22 protein-coding genes and 2 pseudogenes are annotated in these 23540 nt (G+C 62.5%); 10 read left to right on the forward strand and 14 right to left on the reverse strand.

Features of this window, described 5'->3' with window-relative positions:
- Nucleotides 1-3: 3 nt before the first annotated feature.
- The 9 genes from ATH90_RS13630 to ATH90_RS13670 all read right to left on the reverse strand — a co-directional run bounded on the left by ATH90_RS13630 (nucleotide 4) and on the right by ATH90_RS13670 (nucleotide 8211).
- A complete protein-coding gene (locus ATH90_RS13630; protein ID WP_034105326.1) occupies nucleotides 4-387 on the reverse strand; it encodes a response regulator in 384 nt (127 codons plus the stop codon).
- Nucleotides 372-1721, reverse strand: a complete 1350-nt coding sequence (locus ATH90_RS13635; protein WP_034105324.1) for a sensor histidine kinase — start codon at nucleotides 1719-1721, stop codon at nucleotides 372-374. Before ATH90_RS13635 ends, ATH90_RS13630 begins: the two co-directional genes overlap by 16 nt.
- A gap of 194 nt (nucleotides 1722-1915) precedes the next feature.
- A complete protein-coding gene (locus tag ATH90_RS13640; RefSeq protein WP_034105322.1) occupies nucleotides 1916-3286 on the reverse strand; it encodes a sensor histidine kinase in 1371 nt (456 codons plus the stop codon).
- Nucleotides 3283-3945, reverse strand: coding sequence for a response regulator (locus ATH90_RS13645; RefSeq protein ID WP_034105320.1), 663 nt, complete (start codon nucleotides 3943-3945; stop codon nucleotides 3283-3285). Before ATH90_RS13645 ends, ATH90_RS13640 begins: the two co-directional genes overlap by 4 nt.
- 12 nt (nucleotides 3946-3957) lie before the next feature.
- The gene (locus ATH90_RS13650) at nucleotides 3958-4602 is read right to left on the reverse strand and encodes a tetratricopeptide repeat protein (protein ID WP_034105318.1); all 645 of its coding nucleotides are present in this window, start codon (nucleotides 4600-4602) and stop codon (nucleotides 3958-3960) included.
- Nucleotides 4599-5408: an SDR family oxidoreductase gene (locus ATH90_RS13655; protein WP_098466499.1), complete on the reverse strand. Its 810-nt coding sequence runs from the start codon at nucleotides 5406-5408 to the stop codon at nucleotides 4599-4601. Before ATH90_RS13655 ends, ATH90_RS13650 begins: the two co-directional genes overlap by 4 nt.
- On the reverse strand, nucleotides 5395-6069 hold the full coding sequence (locus ATH90_RS13660; protein ID WP_098466500.1) for an iron-containing redox enzyme family protein: 675 nt from the start codon (nucleotides 6067-6069) through the stop codon (nucleotides 5395-5397). Before ATH90_RS13660 ends, ATH90_RS13655 begins: the two co-directional genes overlap by 14 nt.
- Nucleotides 6066-7544, reverse strand: a complete 1479-nt coding sequence (locus ATH90_RS13665) for an AMP-binding protein (protein WP_098466501.1) — start codon at nucleotides 7542-7544, stop codon at nucleotides 6066-6068. Before ATH90_RS13665 ends, ATH90_RS13660 begins: the two co-directional genes overlap by 4 nt.
- Nucleotides 7534-8211 (reverse strand): thermostable hemolysin, encoded by a 678-nt coding sequence (locus ATH90_RS13670; RefSeq protein WP_098466502.1) that lies wholly within the window; start codon nucleotides 8209-8211, stop codon nucleotides 7534-7536. Before ATH90_RS13670 ends, ATH90_RS13665 begins: the two co-directional genes overlap by 11 nt.
- A 181-nt stretch (nucleotides 8212-8392) precedes the next feature.
- On the opposite strand from ATH90_RS13670, the gene ATH90_RS13675 reads away from it, so the two are divergent.
- The 6 genes from ATH90_RS13675 to xylB all read left to right on the forward strand — a co-directional run bounded on the left by ATH90_RS13675 (nucleotide 8393) and on the right by xylB (nucleotide 15060).
- Nucleotides 8393-8935: a cytochrome b gene (locus ATH90_RS13675; RefSeq protein WP_098466503.1), complete on the forward strand. Its 543-nt coding sequence runs from the start codon at nucleotides 8393-8395 to the stop codon at nucleotides 8933-8935.
- A gap of 164 nt (nucleotides 8936-9099) precedes the next feature.
- Nucleotides 9100-10632, forward strand: coding sequence for a sugar ABC transporter ATP-binding protein (locus ATH90_RS13680; RefSeq protein ID WP_069023824.1), 1533 nt, complete (start codon nucleotides 9100-9102; stop codon nucleotides 10630-10632).
- Entirely contained in the window at nucleotides 10625-11602 is a 978-nt protein-coding gene (locus ATH90_RS13685; protein ID WP_034105304.1) for an ABC transporter permease subunit, read from the forward strand. The genes ATH90_RS13680 and ATH90_RS13685 overlap by 8 nt, the downstream gene beginning before the upstream one ends.
- Nucleotides 11603-11636: 34 nt before the next feature.
- Complete coding sequence (locus tag ATH90_RS13690; RefSeq protein ID WP_034105302.1) at nucleotides 11637-12569, forward strand: ABC transporter substrate-binding protein; 933 nt, start codon at nucleotides 11637-11639, stop codon at nucleotides 12567-12569.
- A 21-nt stretch (nucleotides 12570-12590) separates the two neighbouring features.
- Nucleotides 12591-13592, forward strand: a complete 1002-nt coding sequence (locus ATH90_RS13695) for a LacI family DNA-binding transcriptional regulator (RefSeq protein ID WP_098466504.1) — start codon at nucleotides 12591-12593, stop codon at nucleotides 13590-13592.
- Between the two features lie 7 nt (nucleotides 13593-13599).
- Entirely contained in the window at nucleotides 13600-15060 is a 1461-nt protein-coding gene (gene xylB, locus ATH90_RS13700; protein WP_098466505.1) for a xylulokinase, read from the forward strand.
- A 135-nt stretch (nucleotides 15061-15195) separates the two neighbouring features.
- Here xylB and ATH90_RS13705 read toward each other — a convergent pair whose 3' ends face one another.
- Nucleotides 15196-16044: an NmrA family NAD(P)-binding protein gene (locus ATH90_RS13705; RefSeq protein ID WP_098466506.1), complete on the reverse strand. Its 849-nt coding sequence runs from the start codon at nucleotides 16042-16044 to the stop codon at nucleotides 15196-15198.
- A gap of 99 nt (nucleotides 16045-16143) precedes the next feature.
- Entirely contained in the window at nucleotides 16144-16584 is a 441-nt protein-coding gene (locus ATH90_RS13710) for an Lrp/AsnC family transcriptional regulator (protein WP_034105294.1), read from the reverse strand.
- 109 nt (nucleotides 16585-16693) lie between these two features.
- Between ATH90_RS13710 and ATH90_RS13715 the strand changes: the two genes are divergently transcribed.
- A complete protein-coding gene (locus ATH90_RS13715; RefSeq protein WP_098466507.1) occupies nucleotides 16694-17596 on the forward strand; it encodes a DMT family transporter in 903 nt (300 codons plus the stop codon).
- On the opposite strand, the gene ATH90_RS13720 is transcribed toward ATH90_RS13715, so the two are convergent.
- Both ATH90_RS13720 and ATH90_RS13725 read right to left on the reverse strand, forming a co-directional pair.
- A complete protein-coding gene (locus tag ATH90_RS13720) occupies nucleotides 17574-19553 on the reverse strand; it encodes a peptidase U32 family protein (protein ID WP_098466508.1) in 1980 nt (659 codons plus the stop codon). The two genes, ATH90_RS13715 and ATH90_RS13720, sit on opposite strands and share 23 nt — an antisense overlap.
- 70 nt (nucleotides 19554-19623) lie before the next feature.
- Nucleotides 19624-20004 carry a RidA family protein gene (locus ATH90_RS13725; RefSeq protein WP_010210464.1) on the reverse strand — a complete coding sequence of 127 codons (381 nt, stop codon included), beginning with the start codon at nucleotides 20002-20004 and terminating at the stop codon, nucleotides 19624-19626.
- Nucleotides 20005-20170: 166 nt separating this feature from the next.
- On the opposite strand from ATH90_RS13725, the gene ATH90_RS13730 reads away from it, so the two are divergent.
- The 3 genes and pseudogenes from ATH90_RS13730 to ATH90_RS30050 form a co-directional block, all read left to right on the forward strand.
- Nucleotides 20171-20659: a winged helix-turn-helix transcriptional regulator gene (locus ATH90_RS13730; RefSeq protein WP_098466509.1), complete on the forward strand. Its 489-nt coding sequence runs from the start codon at nucleotides 20171-20173 to the stop codon at nucleotides 20657-20659.
- A 115-nt stretch (nucleotides 20660-20774) separates the two neighbouring features.
- Nucleotides 20775-21542, forward strand: a pseudogene (locus tag ATH90_RS30045) (PAS domain-containing protein); the annotation flags it as partial.
- Between the two features lie 111 nt (nucleotides 21543-21653).
- Nucleotides 21654-22130 (forward strand): annotated as a pseudogene (locus ATH90_RS30050) (methyl-accepting chemotaxis protein); the annotation flags it as partial.
- A 54-nt stretch (nucleotides 22131-22184) separates the two neighbouring features.
- On the opposite strand, the gene ATH90_RS13740 reads toward ATH90_RS30050, so the two are convergent.
- Entirely contained in the window at nucleotides 22185-23507 is a 1323-nt protein-coding gene (locus tag ATH90_RS13740; protein WP_098466511.1) for an OprD family porin, read from the reverse strand.
- Between the last annotated feature and the right edge of the window lie 33 nt (nucleotides 23508-23540).

The raw sequence follows: 23540 nt of genomic DNA on the forward strand, positions 1-23540 counted from the left end.
GACTCATATAAGAGGACGGATGTGCTGTTGCAGCAATGTGTCGATCACTTGGTACAGCTCTTTGTAGCGTAGCGGCTTGATGATGTAGGCGTCGCAGCCGGCCAGGCGGGTCTTTTCGCGGTCCTCTTTCATCGCCATGGCCGTCAGGGCGATCACCGGGATGTGCGCGGTGAGCGGGTCACACTTGAGCAGCGCGGTGGCGGCCAGGCCGTCCATGCCCGGCAGTTGGATGTCCATCAGGATCAGTGCTGGCTGTTGTTCGCGGGCCAGGGTCAGGCCGGTTTCGGCATCGGGAGCCCACAGTACGCTGTGGCCCGCATTCACCAGCAACAGGCGCGCCAGGCGCATGTTGGCTTCATTGTCTTCGACGATCAGGATGTTGGCCATGCGGCCTCCGGCGCGCGGTGCAGCGGCAGCCAGGCGACAAATCGCGCGCCCTGGCCCTCACGACTGGCCACGGCGACGCTGCCGCCATGCAGGTCGGTCAGGCGCTTGACCATCGCCAGCCCCAGGCCGGTGCCTTCGAATTTGCGCGCCAGGCTGCTGTCGATCTGGCTGAATGCCTTGAACAGCTTGCCCATGTCGTCCTCGGCAATCCCTATGCCCGTGTCGCTGACGCTCAGTTCGAGGAACTGCTGATGGGGGCTGTCTGGCAGGTCGAAGCTGTAAACCGGCCAGTCGCCTGCAATATGCCCGACCTGTTTGCGGGCCACTTCGCGCACCGTCAGCGTCACTGAGCCTGCGTGTTCGCTGAACTTTACGGCGTTGGCCAACAGGTTGTAGACGATCTGCTTGGTCTTGCGCAGGTCCAACTCCAGGCAGCCGAGGTCCTCGGGGCTTTCGAGTTTCAACTGGATGCGTTGCAGTGCGGCTTTTTCGCGCACGATCAGCAGGCTGTTGGCCAATAACCCCGCCAATTCCACCGCCTCAAGCTCCAGCTCCATCATCCCGGCCTCCACCTTGGACAGGTCGAGGATGTCGTTGATCAGCGACAGCAAGTGCTGGCCGCTGGTGAAGATATCGCCGATGTATTCGCGCTGCGTGTCACTCATGTCGCCGACCAGCCCATCCTTGAGTGCCTCGGAAAAGCCGATCACTGCATTCAACGGTGTACGCAGTTCGTGGGACATGGTCGCGAGGAATTCGGATTTCATGTGGCTGGCGTGTTCCAGCTCCAGGTTCTTTTCTTCCAACGCCCGCTCGAAGCCTTTGCGCTCGGCTTCTTCCTGCTTGCGCGCGGTGTTGTCGGTACCGATCAGCAGGTAGCCGATGATGGTGTCATGCCGGTTGCGCAGGGCGGTCACCGACACCATGGCCGACAGGCGACTGCCATCCTTGCGGATATAGGTCAACTCGTAGATGTCTTCGATGCCACGGGAGGCCTTGAACACCAGGGCTTCGAAACCCGGCGTGATCGGCGTTTCCAGCTCGAGGCTGAGGGCGGCGGCGCGGGTAATCAGCTCGACAGGGTCGGAAATGTCGGCAGGGGTGATGCGGTTGACCACGTCGGCGGCGGCATAGCCAAGCATGCGTTCGGCGCCGACGTTGAAGATCTGGATGACACCTTTCTCGTCAGTGGCGATGCTGGAGAAGTAGGCGCTGTTGAAGATCGCGTCTTGCAGGGCGCCGGTCTTGAGCAGGGTTTTCTGCCGTTTGAACTCGACGATTTTTTCGGCGCGTGATTGCAGTTCAGGTGAGGTACCGATGACTGGTTTGTCCACTGCGTAGCGTTCCGTGCAGATCGGGCCCGGACGCGTCGATGACACGGCCGCAGAGCATGCTCACAGAAAATCGCTGGAATGCGATCAGGAGGAGATGAGGTCCTTGGACAATAGCAGATACCGTGCCTCGCACGGTACGAATACACTCAAACGGATGGGTGTCGGTACCGGGCGGCGTGTAGCCTGCGAACGGCTTACCCATCCACAGGTATTTCCAGGGTCGCTCTCAGGCCACCGGATGCCAGGTTTTCCAGGTGCACCCGGCCGCCGAGGTGTTGGGCGATGGTGTGCACGATGGTCAGCCCCAGGCCAGCGCCTTCGGCATTGCCCCGGCTGTAGAACAGTTCGAACAGGCGGTCGCGCTCGCTCTCGTCGATGCCTGGTCCCTGGTCATCCACGGTCAGTACGAAGTGTTTGGCGACCTGGCCCAACCTCACGGTGATGACCCCGTGTTCCGGAGAGAAGTTTGCCGCGTTGGTCACCAGGTTGGTCAGGGCAATGTTGATCGCGCCAGCATCGGTCGTCACGCGGCAGGGGGCAGCGTCGGCGTCGAACACCAGTTCGAGGCCTTTGCTCAGCAACCAGGGTGTTAGCTGGATCAGTGTTTCGCGCACGGTTATCGCCAGGTCGATCGTCTGTACAGTCAGTTGCCCGGCGCTGGGTTCCAGGCGTGCCATGGTCAGCAATTGGTTGACCAGGCGGCTGGTGCGGTCGACGCCTGTGATCAAAAAGGCCAGTGACTCACGCCGCTCGGCTTCGGTGCCGGCTTCCTGCAGGTTTTGCGCGTGCACCCGCAGAACCGCCAAGGGCGTGCGCATTTCGTGGGCGGCGTCGGCAATAAAGCGTCGCTCACGGCCGAGCATTTCCTGGATCTGCGCCAGCATGCGGTTCAACGCCGCCTGCATCGGCTCCAGCTCCGTGGGCAAGGGCGTCAATTGCATCGGCTCCAGTGAGCCGGAATGTCGGGCCCGCAACGTGCTGGCCATATCGGCCAGCGGCTTGAGCCCCCAGCCGATGGCGAGCCAGACCATTGCTGCCAGGACCAGGCTACCCAACACGTTGGGCCACAAGGTATGTCGCACGATCCGCTGCACCAGGTCGGAGCGCACGTCGTCGCGCTCACCCACCCAGATGCGCAGGCCATTGTCCTTGTCCTTGAGCACGAAACCGCGCCATTGCCGGCCGTTCAGGTCGTCTATATTGCTGTACCCCGGTTGTGCGGGGGGCGTGGCGAATGACGGGGCGCTGGCGGTAAACACCAGCAGTTCGCCTTTTGGGTTCCACACCTGGAAAGCGATCTTGCTCTCGTAAGGGTGCCCGTCCACCCGGGGCATGGCCTCGCCCAGGGCTTTATTGAAGGCGCGATACAGGTCCGCCTGGTCTTTGCTGGCCAGTGGCATGCTCATGACCCCTTGGAGCAGGCGCGCGTTCTGCGCCAGTTGTGCATCGTAGACTTCGGCAATTTCGTGGTTGCTGTCATGCAGGTTCAGCACGCTGATCACCAGCAAACCGGTGAGCAGCAGGCCGATGATCAGCGTCAGGGTGCGCCGCCGGATCGAGGTCATCGGTGCTCCTCCACCAGGTAGCCAACGCCGCGAATGGTACGGATCAGCTCGCTGGAAAACTTCTTGCGCAGGTGATGGATATGCACTTCCAACGTGTTGCTTTCGGCTTCTTCGTTCCAGCCGTAAAGCAACTGCATCAACTGGTCACGGGTCATGACACGGCCGGGCGGTGACAGCAATTCGTGCAGCAGTTGATATTCCTTGGGGGTCAGCAACACCGTTTGGCCATGGTAACTGACGTGCTGCGTGCTCGGGTCCAGGCAGATGCCCGCGTGTTCGATCACCACCCGTGCACGGCCGGCGCTGCGGCGCAGCAGCGCGCGTAGGCGCGCCTTGAGTTCGGCCAGGTCGAACGGCTTGATCAGGTAGTCATCGGCACCGGCATCGAGCCCGGCGATGCGGTCCTCGGTGGCATCGCGTGCGGTGAGGATCAGCACGGGCACGGTGGCGCCGCTGTCGCGCAGGCGCCGCAGCACTTCCAGCCCGTCCATGCGTGGCAGTCCCAGGTCCAGCACCACGGCGTCAAAGGTTTCGCTGAGCAGGGCGTGCAGGGCACTGCTGCCGTCTTGCAGCCAATCGACGGTGTACCCTTCGCGAACCAGCGCCTGGTGAATACCTTCCCCCAGCGCCACGTCATCCTCGATCAGTAATAGGCGCACGCAGACTCCTTGTCAGCTGAGTTTTTTAGTGGTGTCGGCCAGCAGGCTTTCGATCTCTTTGCGCCGTCCGGCATCGGCTGTTTCCCGACCGGGGCGTGGCGCGGCCAGCAGGGCTTTTTGCAGGGCATCGCGGGCTTCGCCATAACGTTTTTGTCGGTAGAGGTGGTCACCCCAGAAGTACAGACTATCAATGCCCGTCGGGTTGAGTTGCAAGGCCTGTTTGAGCAACTGCTCAGCCTTGTCAGCATCGCCGAAGCCGATCGGCCAGCCAGGTACGCGGTCGTACAGGGCCGCCAGGCTGGTGTAGGCCGAGCCTTGCAGGGCCTTCGGATCCAGGGCGAGCGCGTTTTCCAGGTCAGCCTTGGCCGCCTTGACCTTGCTCAAGGCGCCGAGCCCGCCCTGGGCGCCAGCCCAGCTGCTGGTGACAATCCCCGACCAGATCCACGCCTCGGCGGCCTGTGGGCGGGCCTGTGTGAATGCTGTTGCCTGGGAGGCCAGCCGTTCGAATGCTTGGGTACGCTGCTCCTCCGGCAGGTTGTACTGGATATGGGCCCAGCGCGTCTGGATATCGTTCAGGCGCTGTTGGTCGGCGGCGTCCAGCGCCCAGGTGAAGGGGCTCAGAGCACTGAGCAGCAGCGCGGCAACTAGTCGTTTCATGGGTTCAGGTCCTTATTCGCGGGTTTATTGCTGAAGCGGCGTATCAGCGGCAGTTGTTTACGCAAACCGCGGTCAACCAGGTTTGGCAACACGCTGTTGAGCTTTACGAAGAAGCGTTCTGGCCAGCCCAGGTAAAGGTCGCGACGTTCGTTGGCAATTGCCTGGACCACCGCAGACGCTACGGTGTTCGGGTCGTCGACGTTGGACTTGAGCGCATCATTCAAGGCCTGCGCCGCTGGGCTGTTCATCTGGGTCCGGGTCGCGCGCGGCGCCACGTACAGTACGCCGACACGCGTGTCAGCCAGCTCACGGCGCAAGGCTTCGGAAAACCCGCGCAAGGCAAACTTGGTGGCGCAGTACGTGGCGTAGCCGGGGTAACCGATAGAGCCATAGGTCGAGCCGACATTCACGACCATGGCGCTTGGTGCCTGCTTGAGCAGCGGCAGCAGCAGCTTCGTCAGGCAGATGGGTGCGCCGATGTTGAGCGCCAGCATGCTGTTGATTTCGTCATCGTCCAGCTGTTCGAGCATGGCAAAGTGGTTGATGCCGGCGGCGTTGATCAGCAGGTTGACACCCCCAATGGCTTCTGCGGCGGCCAGCACTTTACGGCGGTCGGCGAGTACGGTCAGGTCGGCACCTATCCAGCACAGTTGCTGCGGGTAGCGTTCAAGCAAGCCCTCCAGCGGCACACGGTGACGAGCGACGGCCAGCACCTGCGCACCACTGGCGCACAGGGCAGTGACGATGGCCAGGCCGATGCCACCGCTGGCACCCGTCAGCACTACGCGGGCGTCAGATAGGCGCATGGAGCGCCTCCCCGATACGCGGCAGGCTGCGAAACATGTCGGTGTAGAGGGCGTACACCACTTTGGATGCGCGGATTACCGCAGCCTGGTCGTCGGGGTCTTCCAGGCTGTTCATCAAGTGGCGATAAGTGTCCATGTGGCCGATGTCCAGGGACCCGTGCGAGCTGAGGTAGCTGAAGGCTGTTGCCGGCAGTTGCAGGCGCTCACGGATGCTGCCAGCCGCATGGGTGGCCAGGGCGATGCTGGTACCTTCCAGCACGTTGACCATGCCGAACAGGCCGACCGGGTTGTCACGGGCGATCAGGTCGTAGAGGTAACTGACCATCAGCTCGATGGGCAAACCCGGGCGGCCGTCCCGCACCGCGTCCTTGTCACCGCCACAGGCGGCGATGTCATTGAGCACCCATTGCTCATGGCCATATTCGTCCTCGATGTAATCGCAGACGGCCTTGCGCAACCATTCCAGGCGGGTTGGCAGGCGTGCACCGCAGCCCATCATCAATGGCACGGTATGCCGCACGTGGTAGTAGGCCTGGGTCAGGAACGCTCGGTAGCTTTCCAGGCTGACCTGGCCTTCCAGGGCATCGCGAATGATCGGCAAATTGAACAGCGCCTGGCGTTCCTGTTGGGTGGCTTCTTGCAGTGTGTCGAAAAAATTCACGATGAGGTTTCCTCGGTGAGTGCAGGGGCAAGTTGGGCTTGATAACGGGCGACGATGGCATCACGCCGTGGGCGACCATTGGCGGTGAGCAAGCCATTGGCGGCGGTAAAGGGTTCTGCCAGGCGCGTCCAGCGATGCACCTGGGCGTAGTCGGGCAGGCCGGTGTTGGCCTCGGCCACGGCGGCGGCCAACTGGGCATCGCTGCAGTCGGTACGCAGTGGCCAGAGCAGGGCGTGGTTTTCCGGCAGTGCTTCGCCATAGACGAATGCCTGGGCGATGGTGTTGCCCTGGGTCAGCTCGGCCTCGACCCAATCCGGGTTGACGTTGCGCCCGTAACTGGTGACGAACTGATGTTTCTTGCGGCCCTTGAGGTAGAGAAAGCCGTCCTCATCAATGTCGCCGAGATCGCCCGTGGGCCACCATTGTTCGGGTTGGCCGGGCTGGTCCAGATAGCCGAGCAACGTCGACCCCTTGATCAGGACCTCATCGTCTTCGGCCAAGCGGATTTCAACATGCGGCAGCGGCCGCCCGACACTCCCGGGGCGCTGCGCCTCGGGGCGATTGAGGCACACCACAGACGCGCATTCCGACAGCCCGTAACCTTCATAGACCGGCATGCCCAAATGGTGGGCGCGTTGCAGCAAGGACCGGGACACGCGTGCGCCGCCGACGGCGGCAAACCGCAGGTTCTGTGGGCTGAAGGCGTTCTGCTCGGCGGCGATCACCAGCATCAACAACAATTGCGGTACGAGGATCAGGCTGTGGGGCTGGCGTGTCGCCAGGCAACCGAGTAATTGCGCGGCGTTCACGGCACTGGCGCCTTGGATACCCAGGCGCTTCTGGCTGGGCAAGCTCAAGGTGGCACCGGCATACAGCGCCGCGTAGCAGCCGAGGTTTTCCAGCAGTATTGCAATGGGTAACAGCGCCAGGTGATGGCGTGGGTCAGCGGAATGGCTTGCCTGGTATAACTCGCGAGCCACCCGCAGCAGGCTGTCGGCGCTCAGGCAGACGCCCTTGGGCGCTCCAGTGGTGCCGGAGGTAAACGTCACCTTGGCGGTGCCCGAAGGCATGGCAGGCTGATGGTCAAAGGTGCGGCACCAGAACTCGCCGTTCTGACAGTAACCGCTGGCCAGCAGTTCTGCCTCCAGGTAGGGCTCGGCGATTACCCGTTCGGCGTGACTCTGTTCCAGGCAGTGGGCACGCTGGGCGGGGCTGAAGAACGGCGGTAGTGTCAGGCAGGTCAGCCCTTCGAACAGTACCGCAAGGTCCCACAACATGGCGTCGACGCCGTTGTCCAGGGCCAGGGCCACCACCTTGACGCCTTCCTCGCGCAGGCGCTCCTGTCGATACGCCACTTCGGCGAACAACGAGGCGTAGTCGATCTTCAGCGTGTCCCCCCACAGGGCGACGGCGCCATCGTTGCGTTCGGCATGGCCGCGCAACACGGCGTGGAAACGGCGGGTTTCAGGCGACATGGCTGGCGTCCTCGAGGGTGGTTGGCAACCCCAGGCGCGCGAACAGGCCCATGTTGCGCAAATGGATGAAGCCGGCGCGGATGTTGCCGACATGCACCCAGGGTTGGCTTTCGTAGTAGCTGCCCCAATGGTGGCGATCATCGCCGAGGCGCTGCGGGTCGGCCGCACAGAGGGTGACGGGCTTCAAACCCAGGCGATGGAAACTGTTGACCAGGCCGATATTGCCGGTGAACGCCACCCACTCCAGGCCGCCCATGGCGAGCAACCAGGTAATGGCGATGATGCTCAGGCGTGCACTGCCGGTATCGCTGGCTGCGAGATTGCCGACTTCGGCGATGGCGCTGCGCTCCACAGGCTGTTCGGCGGCGGCACTGATCAGTGGATCGATCGCATGGTCCAGATACCGCTCCAGGAACAACCGTTCGGCACTCGCCAGGCGTACGCCAGCGACGGCGCACAGGTCGCCGTTGGCCTGGCTCACGCCAAATAACTGCGGCATGAAATGGCGAATATCGGCACCGTGCGCGATGCGAAAACGGTGTTGGATATACGCCTCGAAAGCCGGTCGCTGAGGGTCGTGGGGCAGGGCGCGAGCCAGGCGCAACGGTGCGCTGTCGGCCTGGCTAAACAGCAGTGGCAATGGAATGTTCCAATCGATATCGGGCATTGGCGTTGCGCCTCCCCAGTGAAGTTGGGAGGAGTATCAAAGGCATTTCTTAACGAAGTCTGAAGGTGACGAAAAATCGGCGCATTGCCGACCTTCAGATTGGCTTAAGACTCCTCGGGCAGGGTGGCGCCGACGCTTTCAGGCCACGTGAGGCCACCCTCCTGCACAAGGTATCTTTTCCATGGACAACTCCCTGATGACGCAGCGCTATGCAAGGCTGTCGATGACCCTGCACTGGCTGATGCTGGCGCTGTTCATAGGCGTGTATGGCTGTATAGAAACCAGAGGCCTGTTGCCTCGGGGCCACGCGCTCAAGGGCGTGTTACTGGGCAGTCACGCACTGTTCGGCATGGGCATTTTCCTGCTGGTCTGGCTTCGCCTGTTGGGGCGCCTGGCGAAGCGGCCACCGATCGTGCCGCGCCCACCCGCCTGGCAAGCGGGTGTATCGCAGCTCATGCACCTGGCGCTGTACGGCCTGATGATCGTGACGCCATTGCTGGCGTGGATGATGCTCAATGCTGCCGGCAAGCCGGTGCCTTACTTTGAATTCGCATTGCCCTCGCTGGTGGCACCAGACCCGGACCTGGCCAGGCAGTTCAAGCACTGGCATGAGTGGCTGGGCAATGCCGGATATGCATTGATCGGCCTGCATGCAGCAGCAGGGTTGCTCCACCATTACTGGGTCCGCGACAACACGCTCATGCGCATGCTGCCAAAACGTTAGAAAGGGGGGAATAGCCAATACGATGCTTGATGAAACGTTTCACTAGTCGACAAACGGAAGAAGCAAGCGCTTGCGTAAGCAAATGTATCTGATTAGAGTCGGTGGCAATCGGCTCTGATCCAAGGGGCCCGAATACAAAAATAATAAAATCCAGGAGCTCATTCATGAGCCTTGAACCCTTGCTTGAGATGCAGGGCATCAGCAAAACCTTCAATGGTTTGCGCGTGCTCAAGAATGTCGGCCTGAAAGTCTACCCCGGCGAAATCCACGCCTTGATGGGGGAGAACGGCGCTGGCAAATCGACGCTGATGAAGATCCTCTCTGGCGCCTACCAAGCTGACCCCGGCGGTGAAATCCGCATTGCTGGCCAGCTCGTTCCCTCCTTCGACCCCGCTACCGCCAAAGCCCTCGGCATCGCCGTGATTTACCAGGAACTGAGCCTGTGCCCGAACCTGAGCGTGGCCGAGAATATTTACCTGGGCCGCGAACTGCGGCGGGGCTGGACCATCGACCGCAAGGGCATGGAGGCCGGTTGCATCGAAGTGCTGCAGCGCCTGGGTGCCGAGTTCACTCCGGCAACGCGGGTCAGCAGCCTGTCGATTGCCGAACGCCAGTTGGTGGAAATCGCCCGCGCCCTGCATGCCCACGCCAAGATCCTGGTGATGGATGAACCCACCACCCCCTTGTCATCCCGCGAGACCGACCGCCTGTTCGCGCTGATCAAACAGCTGCGCGGCCAGGGCCTGGCGATCATCTATATCAGCCATCGCATGGCCGAGATCTATGAATTGTCGGACCGCGTGTCGGTGCTGCGCGACGGCCAATACATTGGCGAACTCACCCGCGATGCGCTGTCGGCCGAAGTGCTGGTGAAAATGATGGTGGGCCGCGACCTGTCGGGTTTCTACAAGAAGGAACATGCCGCGTATAACCCCGGCAACGTGGTAATGCGGGTGCGCGACATGGCCGATGGCAAGCGCGTCCGCCACTGCAGTTTCGACCTGCACGCCGGTGAAGTGCTGGGCATTGCCGGCCTGGTCGGGGCAGGGCGCACCGAGCTGGCGCGCCTGATCTTTGCCGCCGACCCACGCACCTCGGGCACCCTCGAAGTGGTCGGCAAGCACGTCACCCAATTGCGCACCCCGGCGGATGCGATTCGCGCCGGGGTCGTCTACCTCACCGAAGACCGCAAGGCCCAAGGCCTGTTCCTGGACATGAGTGTGGCGGACAACATCAATGTCTGCGCCTGTGTGCCGGATGCCCACGCTGGCGGCGTGCTGGACCGCGGGCATGCGGCGCAACGCGCCACGGACGCGATCAAGTCGCTGTCGATTCGCGTGGCGTCGGGCAAGGTCAATGTCGGCGCCTTGTCTGGCGGCAACCAGCAGAAGGTGCTGCTGGCACGGCTGCTGGAGGTCAAGCCGCACGTGCTGATCCTCGACGAGCCCACACGCGGCGTGGACATCGGCTCCAAATCCGAGATTTACCGCATCATCAATCAACTGGCCCAGGCCGGCGTCGGCATCGTGGTGATCTCCAGCGAGCTGCCTGAAATCATCGGCACCTGTGACCGCGTGCTGATCATGCGCGAAGGCCAGTTGGTGGCTGAAGTCGGCGGCGCGTCGGGCCAGGTTATTTCCCAGGAACGCATTATTGACCTCGCCACCGGTGGCGATCAGGTGGTTGCCCATGGCTGAGTTGAATGTTGCTACAACCGGTAAAGCTGAACGCGCACGCGAGTTGATGCGCACGGTCGGCATGTTGCCAGTGCTGATCCTGTTGCTGGTGGGCTTTGCCCTGGCCAGCGAGAACTTCCTGACGGTGCAGAACCTGTCGATCATCACCCAGCAGGCTTCGGTGAACGTGGTGCTGGCGGCGGGCATGACATTTGTGATCCTGACGGCGGGGATCGACCTGTCGGTGGGCGCGATCCTCGCGGCCTCGGCCGTGGTGGCGTTGCAGGCGTCGATGTCGCCACAGTTTGGCATGTTCGGGATTGCCGCCGGCATTGGCTTCGGGCTGTTGCTGGGGCTGGTCAATGGCGGGTTGATCGCCTTCATGCGCTTGCCACCGTTTATCGTCACCCTCGGTGCGCTGACGGCCATGCGCGGCCTGGCGCGCCTGCTGGCGGACGACAAGACCGTGTTCAACCCGGACCTGCCGTTTGCATTTATCGGCAATGATTCGATCCTCGGCGTGCCCTGGCTGGTGGTGATCGCCGTGGCGGTGGTGGCGCTGTCGTGGTTCATCCTGCGCCGCACGGTGATGGGCGTGCAGATCTATTCGGTGGGCGGCAACCCAGAGGCGGCGCGGCTCTCGGGCATCAAGGTGTGGAAGGTGCTGCTGTTTGTCTACGCCATGTCCGGTGCGTTGGCCGGGCTGGGGGCAGTGATGAGCGCGTCGCGCCTGTTCGCCGCCAATGGCCTGCAGCTGGGGCAGTCCTATGAACTCGATGCGATTGCCGCAGTGATCCTGGGCGGCACCAGTTTTACCGGCGGTGTCGGCACTATCGGTGGCACGCTGATCGGTGCGCTGATCATCGCCGTGCTGACCAATGGCCTGGTACTGCTTGGCGTCTCGGATATCTGGCAGTACATCATCAAGGGCATCGTGATCATTGGCGCGGTGGCGCTGGATCGGTATCGCCAGTCCGGTGCGCGGACCTGATTTCACTCCTACAACAATCACAAGAGAGACCCGCATGAAACTGACCCGCATGTTTCCCGTCATTGCCTTGGCCGCCCTGATGTCCCACGTCGTCGAAGCCCGCGAGTTGAAAGCGCTCGGCATCAGCATGGGCTCGCTGGGCAACCCGTATTTCGTGACCCTGGCCGATGGCGCCACCGCTCGTGCCAAGGCGCTCAACCCCAACGTCAAGGTCACGTCGGTGTCGGCCGACTATGACCTGAGCAAGCAGTTTTCGCAGATCGATAACTTCATCTCGTCCAAGGTCGACCTGATCCTGATCAACGCCGTCGACCCCTCCGCCATGGCCTCGGCGATCAAGAAAGCCCGTGATGCCGGGATCGTCGTGGTGGCGGTGGATGTGGACGCCAAGGGCGTGAACGCCACCGTGCAGACCGACAACGTCGAAGCGGGCAAGCTGGCCTGTCAGTACCTGGTGGACAAGCTCTCCGGCAAGGGCAATGTGATCATTCAGAACGGCCCGCAAGTCACCGCGGTGACCGACCGCGTCAAAGGCTGCAAGGCCGCGTTGGCCGGCGCACCGGATATCAAGGTGCTGTCCGATGACCAGGACGGCAAAGGCTCGCGCGAAGGCGGCCTGAACGTGATGCAGGGTTACCTGACGCGCTTCCCGAAAATCGACGGCCTGTTCGCGATCAACGACCCGCAAGCCATCGGCAGTGACCTGGCGGCCAAGCAGCTCAAGCGCAGCGGTATCATCATCACCTCGGTGGACGGTGCGCCGGATATCGAGAACGCGCTGAAGACTGAATCGCAGATCCAGGCATCGGCCAGCCAGGACCCTTGGGCCATGGCGCAGACTGCGGTGAATGTCGGCAATGACATTCTCAACGACAAAGCCCCGGCTGAAGCGGTTACCCTGCTCACGCCAAAATTGATCACCCGTGACAACGTCGCTACGTACAGCGGTTGGTCGAGCAAACATTGATTCACTGAAGGGGAAAGCGTCGTGGTCACCATGGATGACGTGGCAAGCCGGGCGGGGGTGTCGACGTCGACGGTTTCGCACGTGTTGAACGGCACCCGCAAGGTCAGCCCGGCGACGGTGCTGGCGGTGCAGCAAGCGATCCAGGCGCTGGGTTACATCCCCAACACCCTGGCGCGTTCGCTGGCCCGCTCGAGCACCAGCACGATTGGCGTGGCGATTTCGGCGCTGTCCAACCATTACTTCAGTGAGACCGTGCACGCGATTGAAACCGAGTGTGCCAAGCACGGTTACATGATGCTGTTTGTCGACACCCACGACGACCCGGAGCAGGAGCTGCGGGTGGTCACGGCGCTGCATCACCGGCGGGTGGATGGGATATTGCTGGCACCGTCCTCCGAGTCCAAGGCGCTGGAGTACCTGCAGGCCAATGAGGTGCCTACGGTGCTGGTGGACCGCATGATGAGCGCGCAATTCGACCAGGTCGGGGTGGAGAATACCCAGCCGACCCAGGCCTTGGTTGAACATCTGATTGCCCATGGTCACCGCCGGATCGGCTTTATCGCCGGGCGTGAGGGGTTCAGCACCACCGACGAGCGCGTTGCCGGCTATCGGGCTGCGTTGCAGGCGGCGGGGCTGGCGTTTGATCCGCAACTGCTGGTCAACGGCGGCTCCAATACTGAGCCCGCCCGCCAAGCCACGGTGCAGCTGCTCGGCTTGGCGCCACCGCCCACGGCGATCATGGCCGGTAACAACCTGATGACTCTCGGCGCCATGCAGGCGCTGCGTGACGCCCGCATCGACGTGCCGGCGCAGATGGCCCTGGTGGGCTTTGATGATTTTGACTGGGCGGATTTTTTCGTGCCGCGCCTGACCTTGATCGCGCAGCCGGTCCAGGCCCTCGGCGCCCAGGCCGTGAACCTGCTGTTGCAACGCATGGCTTCGCCCGGCGCGCCAACCCACAGCGTGCGCCTGACGCCGACCCTGCAAGTACGTAACTCATGTGGCTGTATTGGATTGGAATGACCCCCGTATGAGCAACCCTGTTTCCCTCGGCATTGACCTCGGCACCTCGGAACTCAAGGCCATTTTGATGGACCTCGACGGCAAGGTGCTGGCCCACGCCGGCGTGCGTCTGACTGTGTCGCGGCGCCACAGCGGCTGGTCAGAGCAAGCGCCGGAAGCCTGGTGGCAAGCGTGCTTGCAGGCGCTGACCGAGTTGCGCGGGCACGCGGCGTTCGCCCAGGTGGCCTGTATCGGGCTATCCGGGCAGATGCACGGCGCGGTATTGCTGGGGGCGGATAACCGCGTGCTGTACCCGGCGATCCTGTGGGACGACTCCCGCGCCATCGCCGAGGCCGGGCAGTTGGGCGCGGCCTTCGCGCACGTTACCGGCAGCTTGCCGATGGCCGGGCTGACTGCGCCAAAACTGCTATGGCTGCAACAGCATGAGCCAGAGGTGTTCAAGGCCATCGACTGTGTGTTGTCGCCCAAGGATTACCTGCGGTTGCGCCTGAGCGGTGAGCGTGTCAGCGAGATGTCGGATGCTGCCGGTACGTTGTGGCTGGACGTGGCCCGGCGTGAATGGTTCGCCCCTATGCTGGGCGCAACGGGCCTCGCGCCGGAGCAGATGCCCAGGTTGGTTGAGGGCGGCGCCGCCAGCGCTGTGTTGACGGCGCAGGGGTTGGGCTTGTCGTCCTCGGTCGTGATCGCCGGCGGCGGTGGTGACAACCCGGTAGCGGCTGTGGGTATTGGGGCGATCAATGCGGGCGACGGGTTTATCACCCTGGGCACCAGCGCGGCCATCGTCGCCATCACCGATCATGCTGCCGGGAACCCCGCGAGCGCGGTGCACAGTTTCTGCCATGCATTGCCTAACCGTTGGTACACCATGGGCGCCATGTTGGCGGGGGCCAGTTGCCTGCGCTGGGTCACGCGACTGACGGGCACTGCGGATGAGCAGACCTTGCTGGACCAGGTGACCGCACAATTGCCGATCACGCAGGCAGTGCCGCTCGGCACGCCCTTGTTCCTGCCCTACCTGGCGGGTGAACGCACACCGCATAACGACCCGCTGTTGCGCGGTGGTTTCATGGGCCTGGGCCATGACTGCACACCCGCGATGCTCGGTTATGCGGTGATGGAAGGCGTGGGTTTCGGCCTGCTGGATGCGTTGCACGCCGTACAGTCAGCCGGTGCCGACGTGGGGGCCTGCGCATTGGTAGGCGGCGGGGCGCGCAGCGCGTATTGGGCGCAGTTACTGGCCAATATCCTGCAGCGTGAAATCTTCACCTTGCACGGCAGTGAGTTGAGCGCGTGCATGGGTGCGGCGAAGCTGGGGTTCCTGGCGATTGGCCAAGGGGCGGCGTTGGTGCAGGCGGGGATGCCGGTGAAGGCGCGGTACGTGCCGGATGCTGGGCAGCACGCGGTGTTGGAGGCACGTTATCGCAAGTTCCGGGGTTTACTGGGAGCAGCCCAGGCATTGCACGACTGAACGACGAGGCTTGATAGGGGGGAGCGGGACCGCTACCTGACGGTAACCCCGCCCTCCAAAAATGTGGGAGCTGGCTTGCCCTGCCGGCGACTCGGTACATCAGGTAGGTCGGGGCCGAGTTGTTCGGTGGCAGGTTCAGTGGCACAGTTCACGCAAGACTGTCAGCAGCGTCGTGTTGCCCTTGAGCACTTTGTCATGCTCGAAACAGATCCAGCCCTCGTTGAACCCATCCACCATGCGCATGCGGGGCATCGGGTTCTGTGCGCCCTGTGCACGCAGCAGGGTTTCCCAGGTATCGCGCGCGACCACTTCGGCGCGTACGTCGCGTTGCAGCAACTGGGCCAGGGTGCGGGCGATGTCGTTCGGGCTCACCCATTCGCCTTCCAGTTCCACCACGCGTTGGCCTGTCCAGTCTTGCTGCAATAACTGTGCGGCCACTGCGCCGATGTCCGCCGTGGCGATCATTGGCACGGCCTTGTCCAGCGGCTGCAGGAAGCTGTGGTTCACTCCTGTTTCACGGGCGGCGATCACGTCGTACAGCGCATTCTCCATGAACCAGGCCGGGCGCAGGAAGGTCACGGGGATGTCGAGGGCGCCGAGGGCTTGTTCCATCAAGGTGCGCTGGGTCAGCAGGTTGAGCGGTTCGGCCTGGGCACCAATGGTCGACAGGCACAGTACCTTCTTCGGCCCTGCGGCCTGCAGCGCCTGGCTGACGGCACTGATCACCGCGCGGGCTTCGGGGAAGCCAGGCAGAGGATCGAAGCTTGGTGGCGGCAGGATAAACACGCCAGTCGCGCCCTTGAACGCGGCGGTGAGCGCCTGGGCATCTTCCATGTGTGCAAACGCCACGTCGCAACCCTGGTCAGCCCAGTAGGCCGCCTTGGTTGCATCGCGCATGACCGCGCGAACGGGTTGGCCCGCCTTGATCAGGGTGTGCGCCAGGGCGCCGCCGACTTTGCCTGTGATTCCGGTAATGACGTACATGAGCTGTTCACCTGTTGTTCCAAAGAGTGGAGCCAGGATAAACACCGCCCAGTCGTGACAGAATACCTATTCAGGCACCGCGCTGATGACGCGCAATCACTAATCCCCCAAGGGCGGCAATCGGCGTTTCACCGGGGTTTTCTTGACGATGGCCGTGTTGGTTTCGGCGTAGGCGTTAAGCCGGTCGAGCAAGCTGTCCAGATGGTCCATGGTGCGCACATGCAACCGTGCGATGAAGCAATCATCGCCGGTCACCTTGTCGCACTCGGTGAATTCGGGGATCGCCTGGATCTGCCGCTCCACCTCGTGCAACTTGCCGGGCAGCGGGCGGATGCGCACGATGGCTTGTAGCAGGTAGCCGAAATGCCTGGGGTCGATGTCGACGGTGTAGTGGGTCAGTACTCCCCGTTCTTCAAGACGGCGAAGGCGCTCGCCGACACTGGGCGAGGACAGCCCCGTGATGCCCGCCAGGGCCTTGAGAGACAGGCGCGAGTCGTCCATCAAAGCGGCGATCAGTTGCTGGTCGATGGTGTCAATCATGGTATTCGCCTAATAAGTAAAGGTAATCCAGGCGTATGGCCTATTTTAGTCGCTGGAGCCGGTCGCAAGCAGATTGCCATAATTGAGCCTCACTTGAGGAGCCTCAAACATGGACACATCCATCCGTCGCGGGTCGTGGGAAATGATCGCCGCCATGCTGATCTCGGGCACCATTGGCTGGTTTGTACTGGTATCTGGCGTGTCGGTGATCGAAGTGGTGTTCTGGCGCTGTGTAATCGGCGGGCTCACGTTGTTACTGGTGTGCGCGTTGCTCGGTTACCTGCGCCTGGACCTGCTCAGTTGGGCCAAGCTCGGCCTGGCGATGCTCAGTGGCGTGGCGATTGTGGGCAACTGGCTACTGCTGTTCGAATCCTATTCCCGCGCGTCCATAGCCATCAGCACGGCGGTGTACAACGTGCAGCCGTTCATGCTGGTGATGCTGGCGGCGTTGTTCCTGGGCGAAAAAATCACCGTGCAGAAACTGGCATGGCTGAGCGTGGCGTTCCTGGGGATGCTGGCGATTGTCACCGCCCACGGCGATCAACACACCGGCGACGATTACCTGGTAGGCATCGCATTGGCGCTGGGCGCGGCGTTCCTGTATGCGATTGCGGCGCTGATCATCAAGCGCTTGAAAGACGTGCCGCCGCATCTGATGGCGTTGATCCAGGTGAGCACCGGCGCGCTGTTACTGGCACCAATGGTGCCGTGGGATAGCCTGCCGGCCACGACCAACGCCTGGGCGGCGTTGGTGACACTTGGCGTGGTGCACACGGGTTTGATGTATGTACTGCTGTACGGCGCGATCCAGAAGCTGCCGACCGCCCTGACGGGCGCACTGTCGTTTATCTACCCGATTGCGGCGATCTTCGTCGATTGGATCGCCCTCGGGCATCGCCTGGGCTGGCTGCAATGGCTGGGGGTGGTAGCGATTCTACTGGCGGCCGCCGGGTTGCAGCGGGGCTGGTGGTGGCCCCGCGTTCACAAGGTCAGTGCGTGCCCTGAAAGATGATGTTTTCCGGGTTGAAATGCTCGACCACGCTGCCCGGCTGCGGCAGACCGAGGATGTGCCCCTTGATCTTGCCAACCACGTGCATCTCGCAGGGCTTGCAGTCGAACTTCAGGGTCAGCACTTCATCACCATGAATCAGTTGCATCGGCGCAACCTTGGTCTTCACGCCCGTCACGCCCTTGGCCTGTTTAGGGCACAGGTTGAACGAGAAGCGCAGGCAGTGCTTGGTGATCATCACCGGGACTTCACCGGTTTCTTCGTGGGCTTCGAAGGCAGCGTCGATCAGCTTCACCCCGTGACGGTGGTAGAAGTCGCGGGCTTTCTGGTTGTAGACGTTGGCCAGGAACGACAGGTGCGCGTCCGGGTAGACCGGTGGCGGCGAGGTCTCGGCCTTGCGCCCACCGCGTGGGTGAGCGGCTACGCGCGCAGCGGTCAGCGCTTCGATCACTTCGCGGCGCAGCGCCTTGAGCTGTGAGTTGGGGATGAAGAACGCTTGCGGCGCATCCAGCTGGATATCGGTGGCGTGGTACTCGGTAGTACCGAGTTGGCCGAGCAGGTCGCGCAGGGTATCGAGCGCCTGTTCCGGCTTGTTGGCCACACCGAACGGGCCGGGCAGGGTGACGCTGGCGCTGATGCCTTCTTCGCTGGTAGCGATCACTTCAAGCTGCTCTTCACGCAAGCGTGCGACCCAGGCCAGGCCGATACGGCGCTCGGCCGAGGTCTTCAGCAGCGCTTGTTGCCAGTTGTGGTCGAGGTTGCGGTTGAGCGGGTGGTTCGGACGCAGTTGATGCAGGCCGACCGGCATTTCGTTCGGCTCGACGCGGTAGCGGTAGCGCTTCTCGCCGTCTTCTTCGAACTCGCCTTTAGGCTCGGCGATGTTGGCGCGGAAGCCGACCACTTCGCGCTTGACCAGCACGTTCAGGCCATCGCCGTTGGACAGCGGCTCATGGGTGACCACTTGCAGGTCGCGCTTGCCGGCTTTTTCCACCACACCCACCGGCAGGCCGGTGAAGGTCGGGGTGTCGAAGGCGCCGATATCGATCTTGCGGTCGCTGACGAAATAGTCGGTGCTGCCGCGGTGGAAGGTCTTTTCCGGGTCGGGCAGGAAGAAGTGCGCGGTGCGGCCGCTGGAGGCACGGGCCAAATCCGGGCGGTCTTCGAGGATCTCGTCGAGGCGCTGGCGGTAATAGGCGGTGATGTTCTTCACATAGCCCATGTCCTTGTAGCGGCCTTCGATCTTGAACGAACGCACGCCGGCTTCGACCAGGGCGCGCAGGTTGGCGCTCTGGTTGTTGTCTTTCATCGACAGCAGGTGTTTTTCAAAGGCCACGACGCGGCCTTGGTCGTCCTTCAGCGTATACGGCAGGCGGCACGCTTGGGAGCAATCGCCACGGTTGGCGCTGCGGCCGTTCTGCGCGTGCGAGATGTTGCACTGCCCGGAGAACGCCACGCACAGGGCGCCGTGGATGAAGAATTCGATGGCGGCATCGGTTTCGTCGGCGATGGCGCGGATTTCCTGCAGGTTCAGCTCACGGGCCAATACCAGCTGCGAGAAACCGGCCTGGTCGAGAAACTTGGCGCGGGCCAGGGTGCGAATGTCGGTCTGGGTGCTGGCGTGCAGCTCGATGGGCGGAATATCCAGCTCCATCACGCCCAGGTCTTGCACGATCAACGCATCGACGCCGGCGTCGTAGAGCTGATGGATCAGCTTGCGCGCGGGTTCCAGTTCGTTGTCATGCAGGATGGTGTTGATGGTGGTGAAGACGCGTGCATGGTAACGGCGGGCGAATTCCACCAGTTGAGCGATGTCGCTCACGTCGTTGCAGGCGTTATGGCGCGCGCCGAAGCTCGGGCCGCCAATGTAGACGGCGTCGGCGCCATGCAGGATAGCCTCGCGCGCGATGGCGACATCGCGGGCAGGGCTGAGCAATTCCAGGTGATGCTTGGGCAAGGACATAGTTTTTTTAGTCAGGCTTGTCACGGTTGAGACGCGCATTGTAGCTGTGAAATGCCTGACCGGCACCCACTCAGGCTTGAGCGGCCATCGCAGTGACTTCGACGCGCATGCCGTCTACTGCCAAAGCAGCTACGCCAACCGCCGCGCGTACAGGCCAGGGCTTGGCAAAGAAGCGTTTGTAGACCTCGTTGAAAGCGGCTCGGTCGGCCATGTCCGTCAGATAAATGGTCAAGTGCATCACCCGGTCCATGGAGCTGCCGGCTTTTTCCAGGGCGACTTTCAGGGCTTGCAGGGTGCATTCGCTTTGCTGGGTGATGTCGCCCAGTTCCAGGCTACCATCGGCTCGGGTTGGAATCTGGGTGGACACCAGGATGCCGTTGAAGCCGATCACATCCGAAGAAATCGAGTCGGCATCGGGATCGGGGGTGTAGTGCAGGTCGTGGTTGGCCATGGGCGCCTCTCGTTGGCAGGTTAAGAAAGGCGCCATGGTCCCTGAAAATCACAGCACGGGCAAACTACCCCCAGCGGCGGAACAGCACGCTGGCGTTCACGCCGCCAAAATCATCATGAAAGTAACATGGGGGCACGCAAATTTGCACTGCCACACAGGAGCCGCCATGCAACGCAAGTCCCTCACCCGCGACGAATGCCCCATCGCCCCTAGCCTTGACCGGGTAGGGGAGTGGTGGAGCATCCTGATCATGCGCGATGCACTGCAGGGCCTGCGTCGGTTCGATGAGTTTTCCCGCAGCCTGGGCATCGCGCCCAATATGCTCACGCGCCGCCTGAACGCCTTGGTGGAGGCGGGGATGCTGGAGCGCCGCGCCTACAGTGAGCGGCCGCCGCGCTACGAATATGTGCCGACGCCCAAGGGCGAAGATTTCCGCATGGTGCTGATGTCGCTGTTGGCCTGGGGCAATCGGCACCACGCCGTGGAGGGCACCAGTGTGGAGTTGGTGGAACGCGAGACAGGCACGCCGGTGCAGCCGATGTTGGCCCGTGCGGATGGGCAGTGCGTACCGCTTGACCAGTGCGCGTTGCAGGCCGGTCCGGCGGCCAGCCCCGGCATGCGCGAGCGCCTGGCGTCGCTTGATGCAAAACGCTGACCGCGCAAGTCGTTGACGCCAGAAAATAATCCCTGCAGGGCGCGTAAAGTCGCGTATTTCCCAGCCGATAGCGAATCGAGACACAGGGTTTCTCCGCACGGCTGAGGGTACGTCCATGTTCAACACAGCACTCAAGACAGAACTGTCGGCCAGGACGGCCGAAGTCACCGAGTACAAAGGACTGATCGCCGCACTGGAACGCTCAATGGCCGTGGTCGAATTCGACCTCAATGGCAAGGTGCTGCGGGCCAACGACAACTTCCTCAAGACCCTGGGTTACAGCGCCGGTCAATTGGCCGGTAAAACCCACCGTGACTTTTGCTTGCCGGCGCTGACCAGCAGCTCGGCCTACAGCCAGTTCTGGAGTGATTTGAAGGCGGGCAAATTTGTCTCCGGCACCTTCAAGCGTGTGGACAACAGCGGCAACACCGTCTGGTTGGAAGCCAGTTACAACCCGGTGCTGGATGAGCGCGGCCAGGTGCTCAAAGTGGTCAAGTACGCGCTGGACGTGACCAGTAAGGTCGAGCAGGAGGCAGCCACCCGCAGCAAGCTGACGGCGCTGGACCGGGCGATGGCGGTCATCGAGTTCGATTTGAGCGGCCAAGTGCTGGACGCCAACGCGAACTTCCTCAACGTGATGGGGTACACCCTGGCGGAAATCAAAGGCAAACAGCACCGTCTGTTTTGCGAGCCGGCGCTGATCAACAGCACTGAATACGCCGACTTCTGGCGCCGCTTGAACAACGGCGAATTCTTCACCGGGCAATTCAAACGCGTGGGCAAGCACAGCCGTGTGGTATGGCTGGAAGCCAGCTACAACCCGGTGTATGACGGCGACGGCAAGCTGATCAAGATCGTCAAGTTCGCGAGCGACATCACCGAACGCGTGGAAAAATTCGAAGAAGACTCGCGGGGCGCATCGCGGGCCTACCATATTTCCTCCGAGACCGAGCGCTTTGCCGAGCATGGCACCCAGGTGATCCAGGAGACTGCCAGCGAAATGCGCCGCATCGCTGACAACATCGGCGCCTCCGCGCGCCTGGTGGGGCAACTGGGCGATCGTTCCGAGCAGATCACGGCCATCGTCAACACCATTCGCGGTATTGCCGACCAGACCAACCTGTTGGCGCTCAACGCGGCCATCGAGGCTGCGCGTGCAGGCGACCAAGGACGCGGCTTTGCGGTGGTGGCCGACGAAGTCCGGCAACTGGCCGGGCGCACCAGCCGCTCGACAGCGGAAATTGCCGAGATGATCGGCATGATCCTCTCGGAAACCCGCGACGCGGTAACCAGCATGAATGCCACCCAGGAGGGCGCGCAACGCGGTGTCAGCCTGGCCGATCAGGCGGGGTCGGTGATCCTGCAGATTCGCACCAGCACCAGCGATGCGGTGCAGGCGGTGAGCATGTTCGCGTCGAAACTCGACGAGTCCGAGGTCATTCCCAAGACGGCCATCGGCTGGGTAGGTTAAGACTCTTCTCCCTGCAGTCTCGAGCAGGCTCGCGGCTGCAGGGAGTGCGGCGTTTCAGAGCAGGGTAAACGGGTAGTCGACGATCAGGCGCAGCTCATTCAAATCACCATCGCGCTGGTCGGCGTTCGACGCGATGATCGCATCGCGCACGCGCAATGACAGGTTTTTCGCCGAACCGCTCTGGATCACGTACTTGGCTTCCAGGTCGGTCTCGTGGTGGGCGCCATCGGCACCGTAGTCACCCACGTAGGCGCTGTGGTCGGGTGTGTGGGTGCCATTGATGTCCGAGCCATTGATATAGCGCGCCATGAAACTCAGCCCCGGCACGCCATAACTGGCCACATTCAGGTCATAGCGGATGCCCCAGGACTGCTCGCCCGGGCCGTTGAAGTCGCCCCACTGGACGGAGTTCGCCAGGTACACCGAATCACCGCCTTCGCCTGCGCCGTTGTTGCCGGTGCCGATGTAGTCAAACGGTGTGTCGCCATGCACCTTCTGGAACGACAGCGTCAGCGTGTGCGCTTGCAGGAACGAGTAGGCCGCCGCCACCGAATACGTGGTGTTGTTGATGGCCCCGGCCTTGGCGCTGCCAGTGTCGAGGGTGCGGTACAGGTTGCCGTCCAGCGCCAGGGACTGGTCATGTGGCAACGCGATCACATAGTTGAGGTTGGTGTAGTACTGGCGCCAGATATCTTCCAGCTCACCGGCATACAGCGTTGCGCTCAGGGACGGTGTGAAGGTGTATTTGCCGCCGACGAAGCTTGCACTGTTGGCGGCGACGTTGGCGTAGGTGGCGTAGATATCGTGGTCATGGTTGCTCGTCATGCCGCTGTTGGTGCTAGTGAAATGCCCGGCCTCCAGGTCCAGGCCGGCGATTTCGCTGCTGGTCAGGTCGAAACCGGTGGCGGTCTGCGGCAACAGGCGCGTGCCGCCGGTGGCGAACACCGGCGCGGTGGGCTGCATGTCACCAAATTTCAGTTGGGTCTTGGAGATCTTTATCTTCACTGCCGCGCCCACCGAACCGTAGGCATCTTCGGGATCGCCATGCCGATCGGTCGGCAGGTTGCCCGTGCCGGCGTCCGCGTGGGTGGCATCAAGTTTCAGCCCGCCGTAGGCGTAGGCGTCCACGCCGAAGCCGATGGTGCCCTGGGTGAAGCCCGAGGCGTAGTTGAGCATCGCGCCCTGGGTCCAGTCGATGTTATCGGCACGGCCGCCCTCGCGATTGCGGTTCATGTAGTAGTTGCGCAACAACCCGGTGACGCTGCTGCCCTCGATAAACCCCTTGGCATCCGCCTGGTCGCTGACGGACTCGGCAAATGCCATCTGGCTGATACCGGCACACACCGCCAGCGCTAACAGGCTCGACTGTTTAATCATGTTATGACTTCCCCGGATAATGAACGCGCGCGC

The sequence above is a fragment of the Pseudomonas lurida genome, assembly GCF_002563895.1.
GTDB classification, from domain to species: domain Bacteria; phylum Pseudomonadota; class Gammaproteobacteria; order Pseudomonadales; family Pseudomonadaceae; genus Aquipseudomonas; species Aquipseudomonas lurida.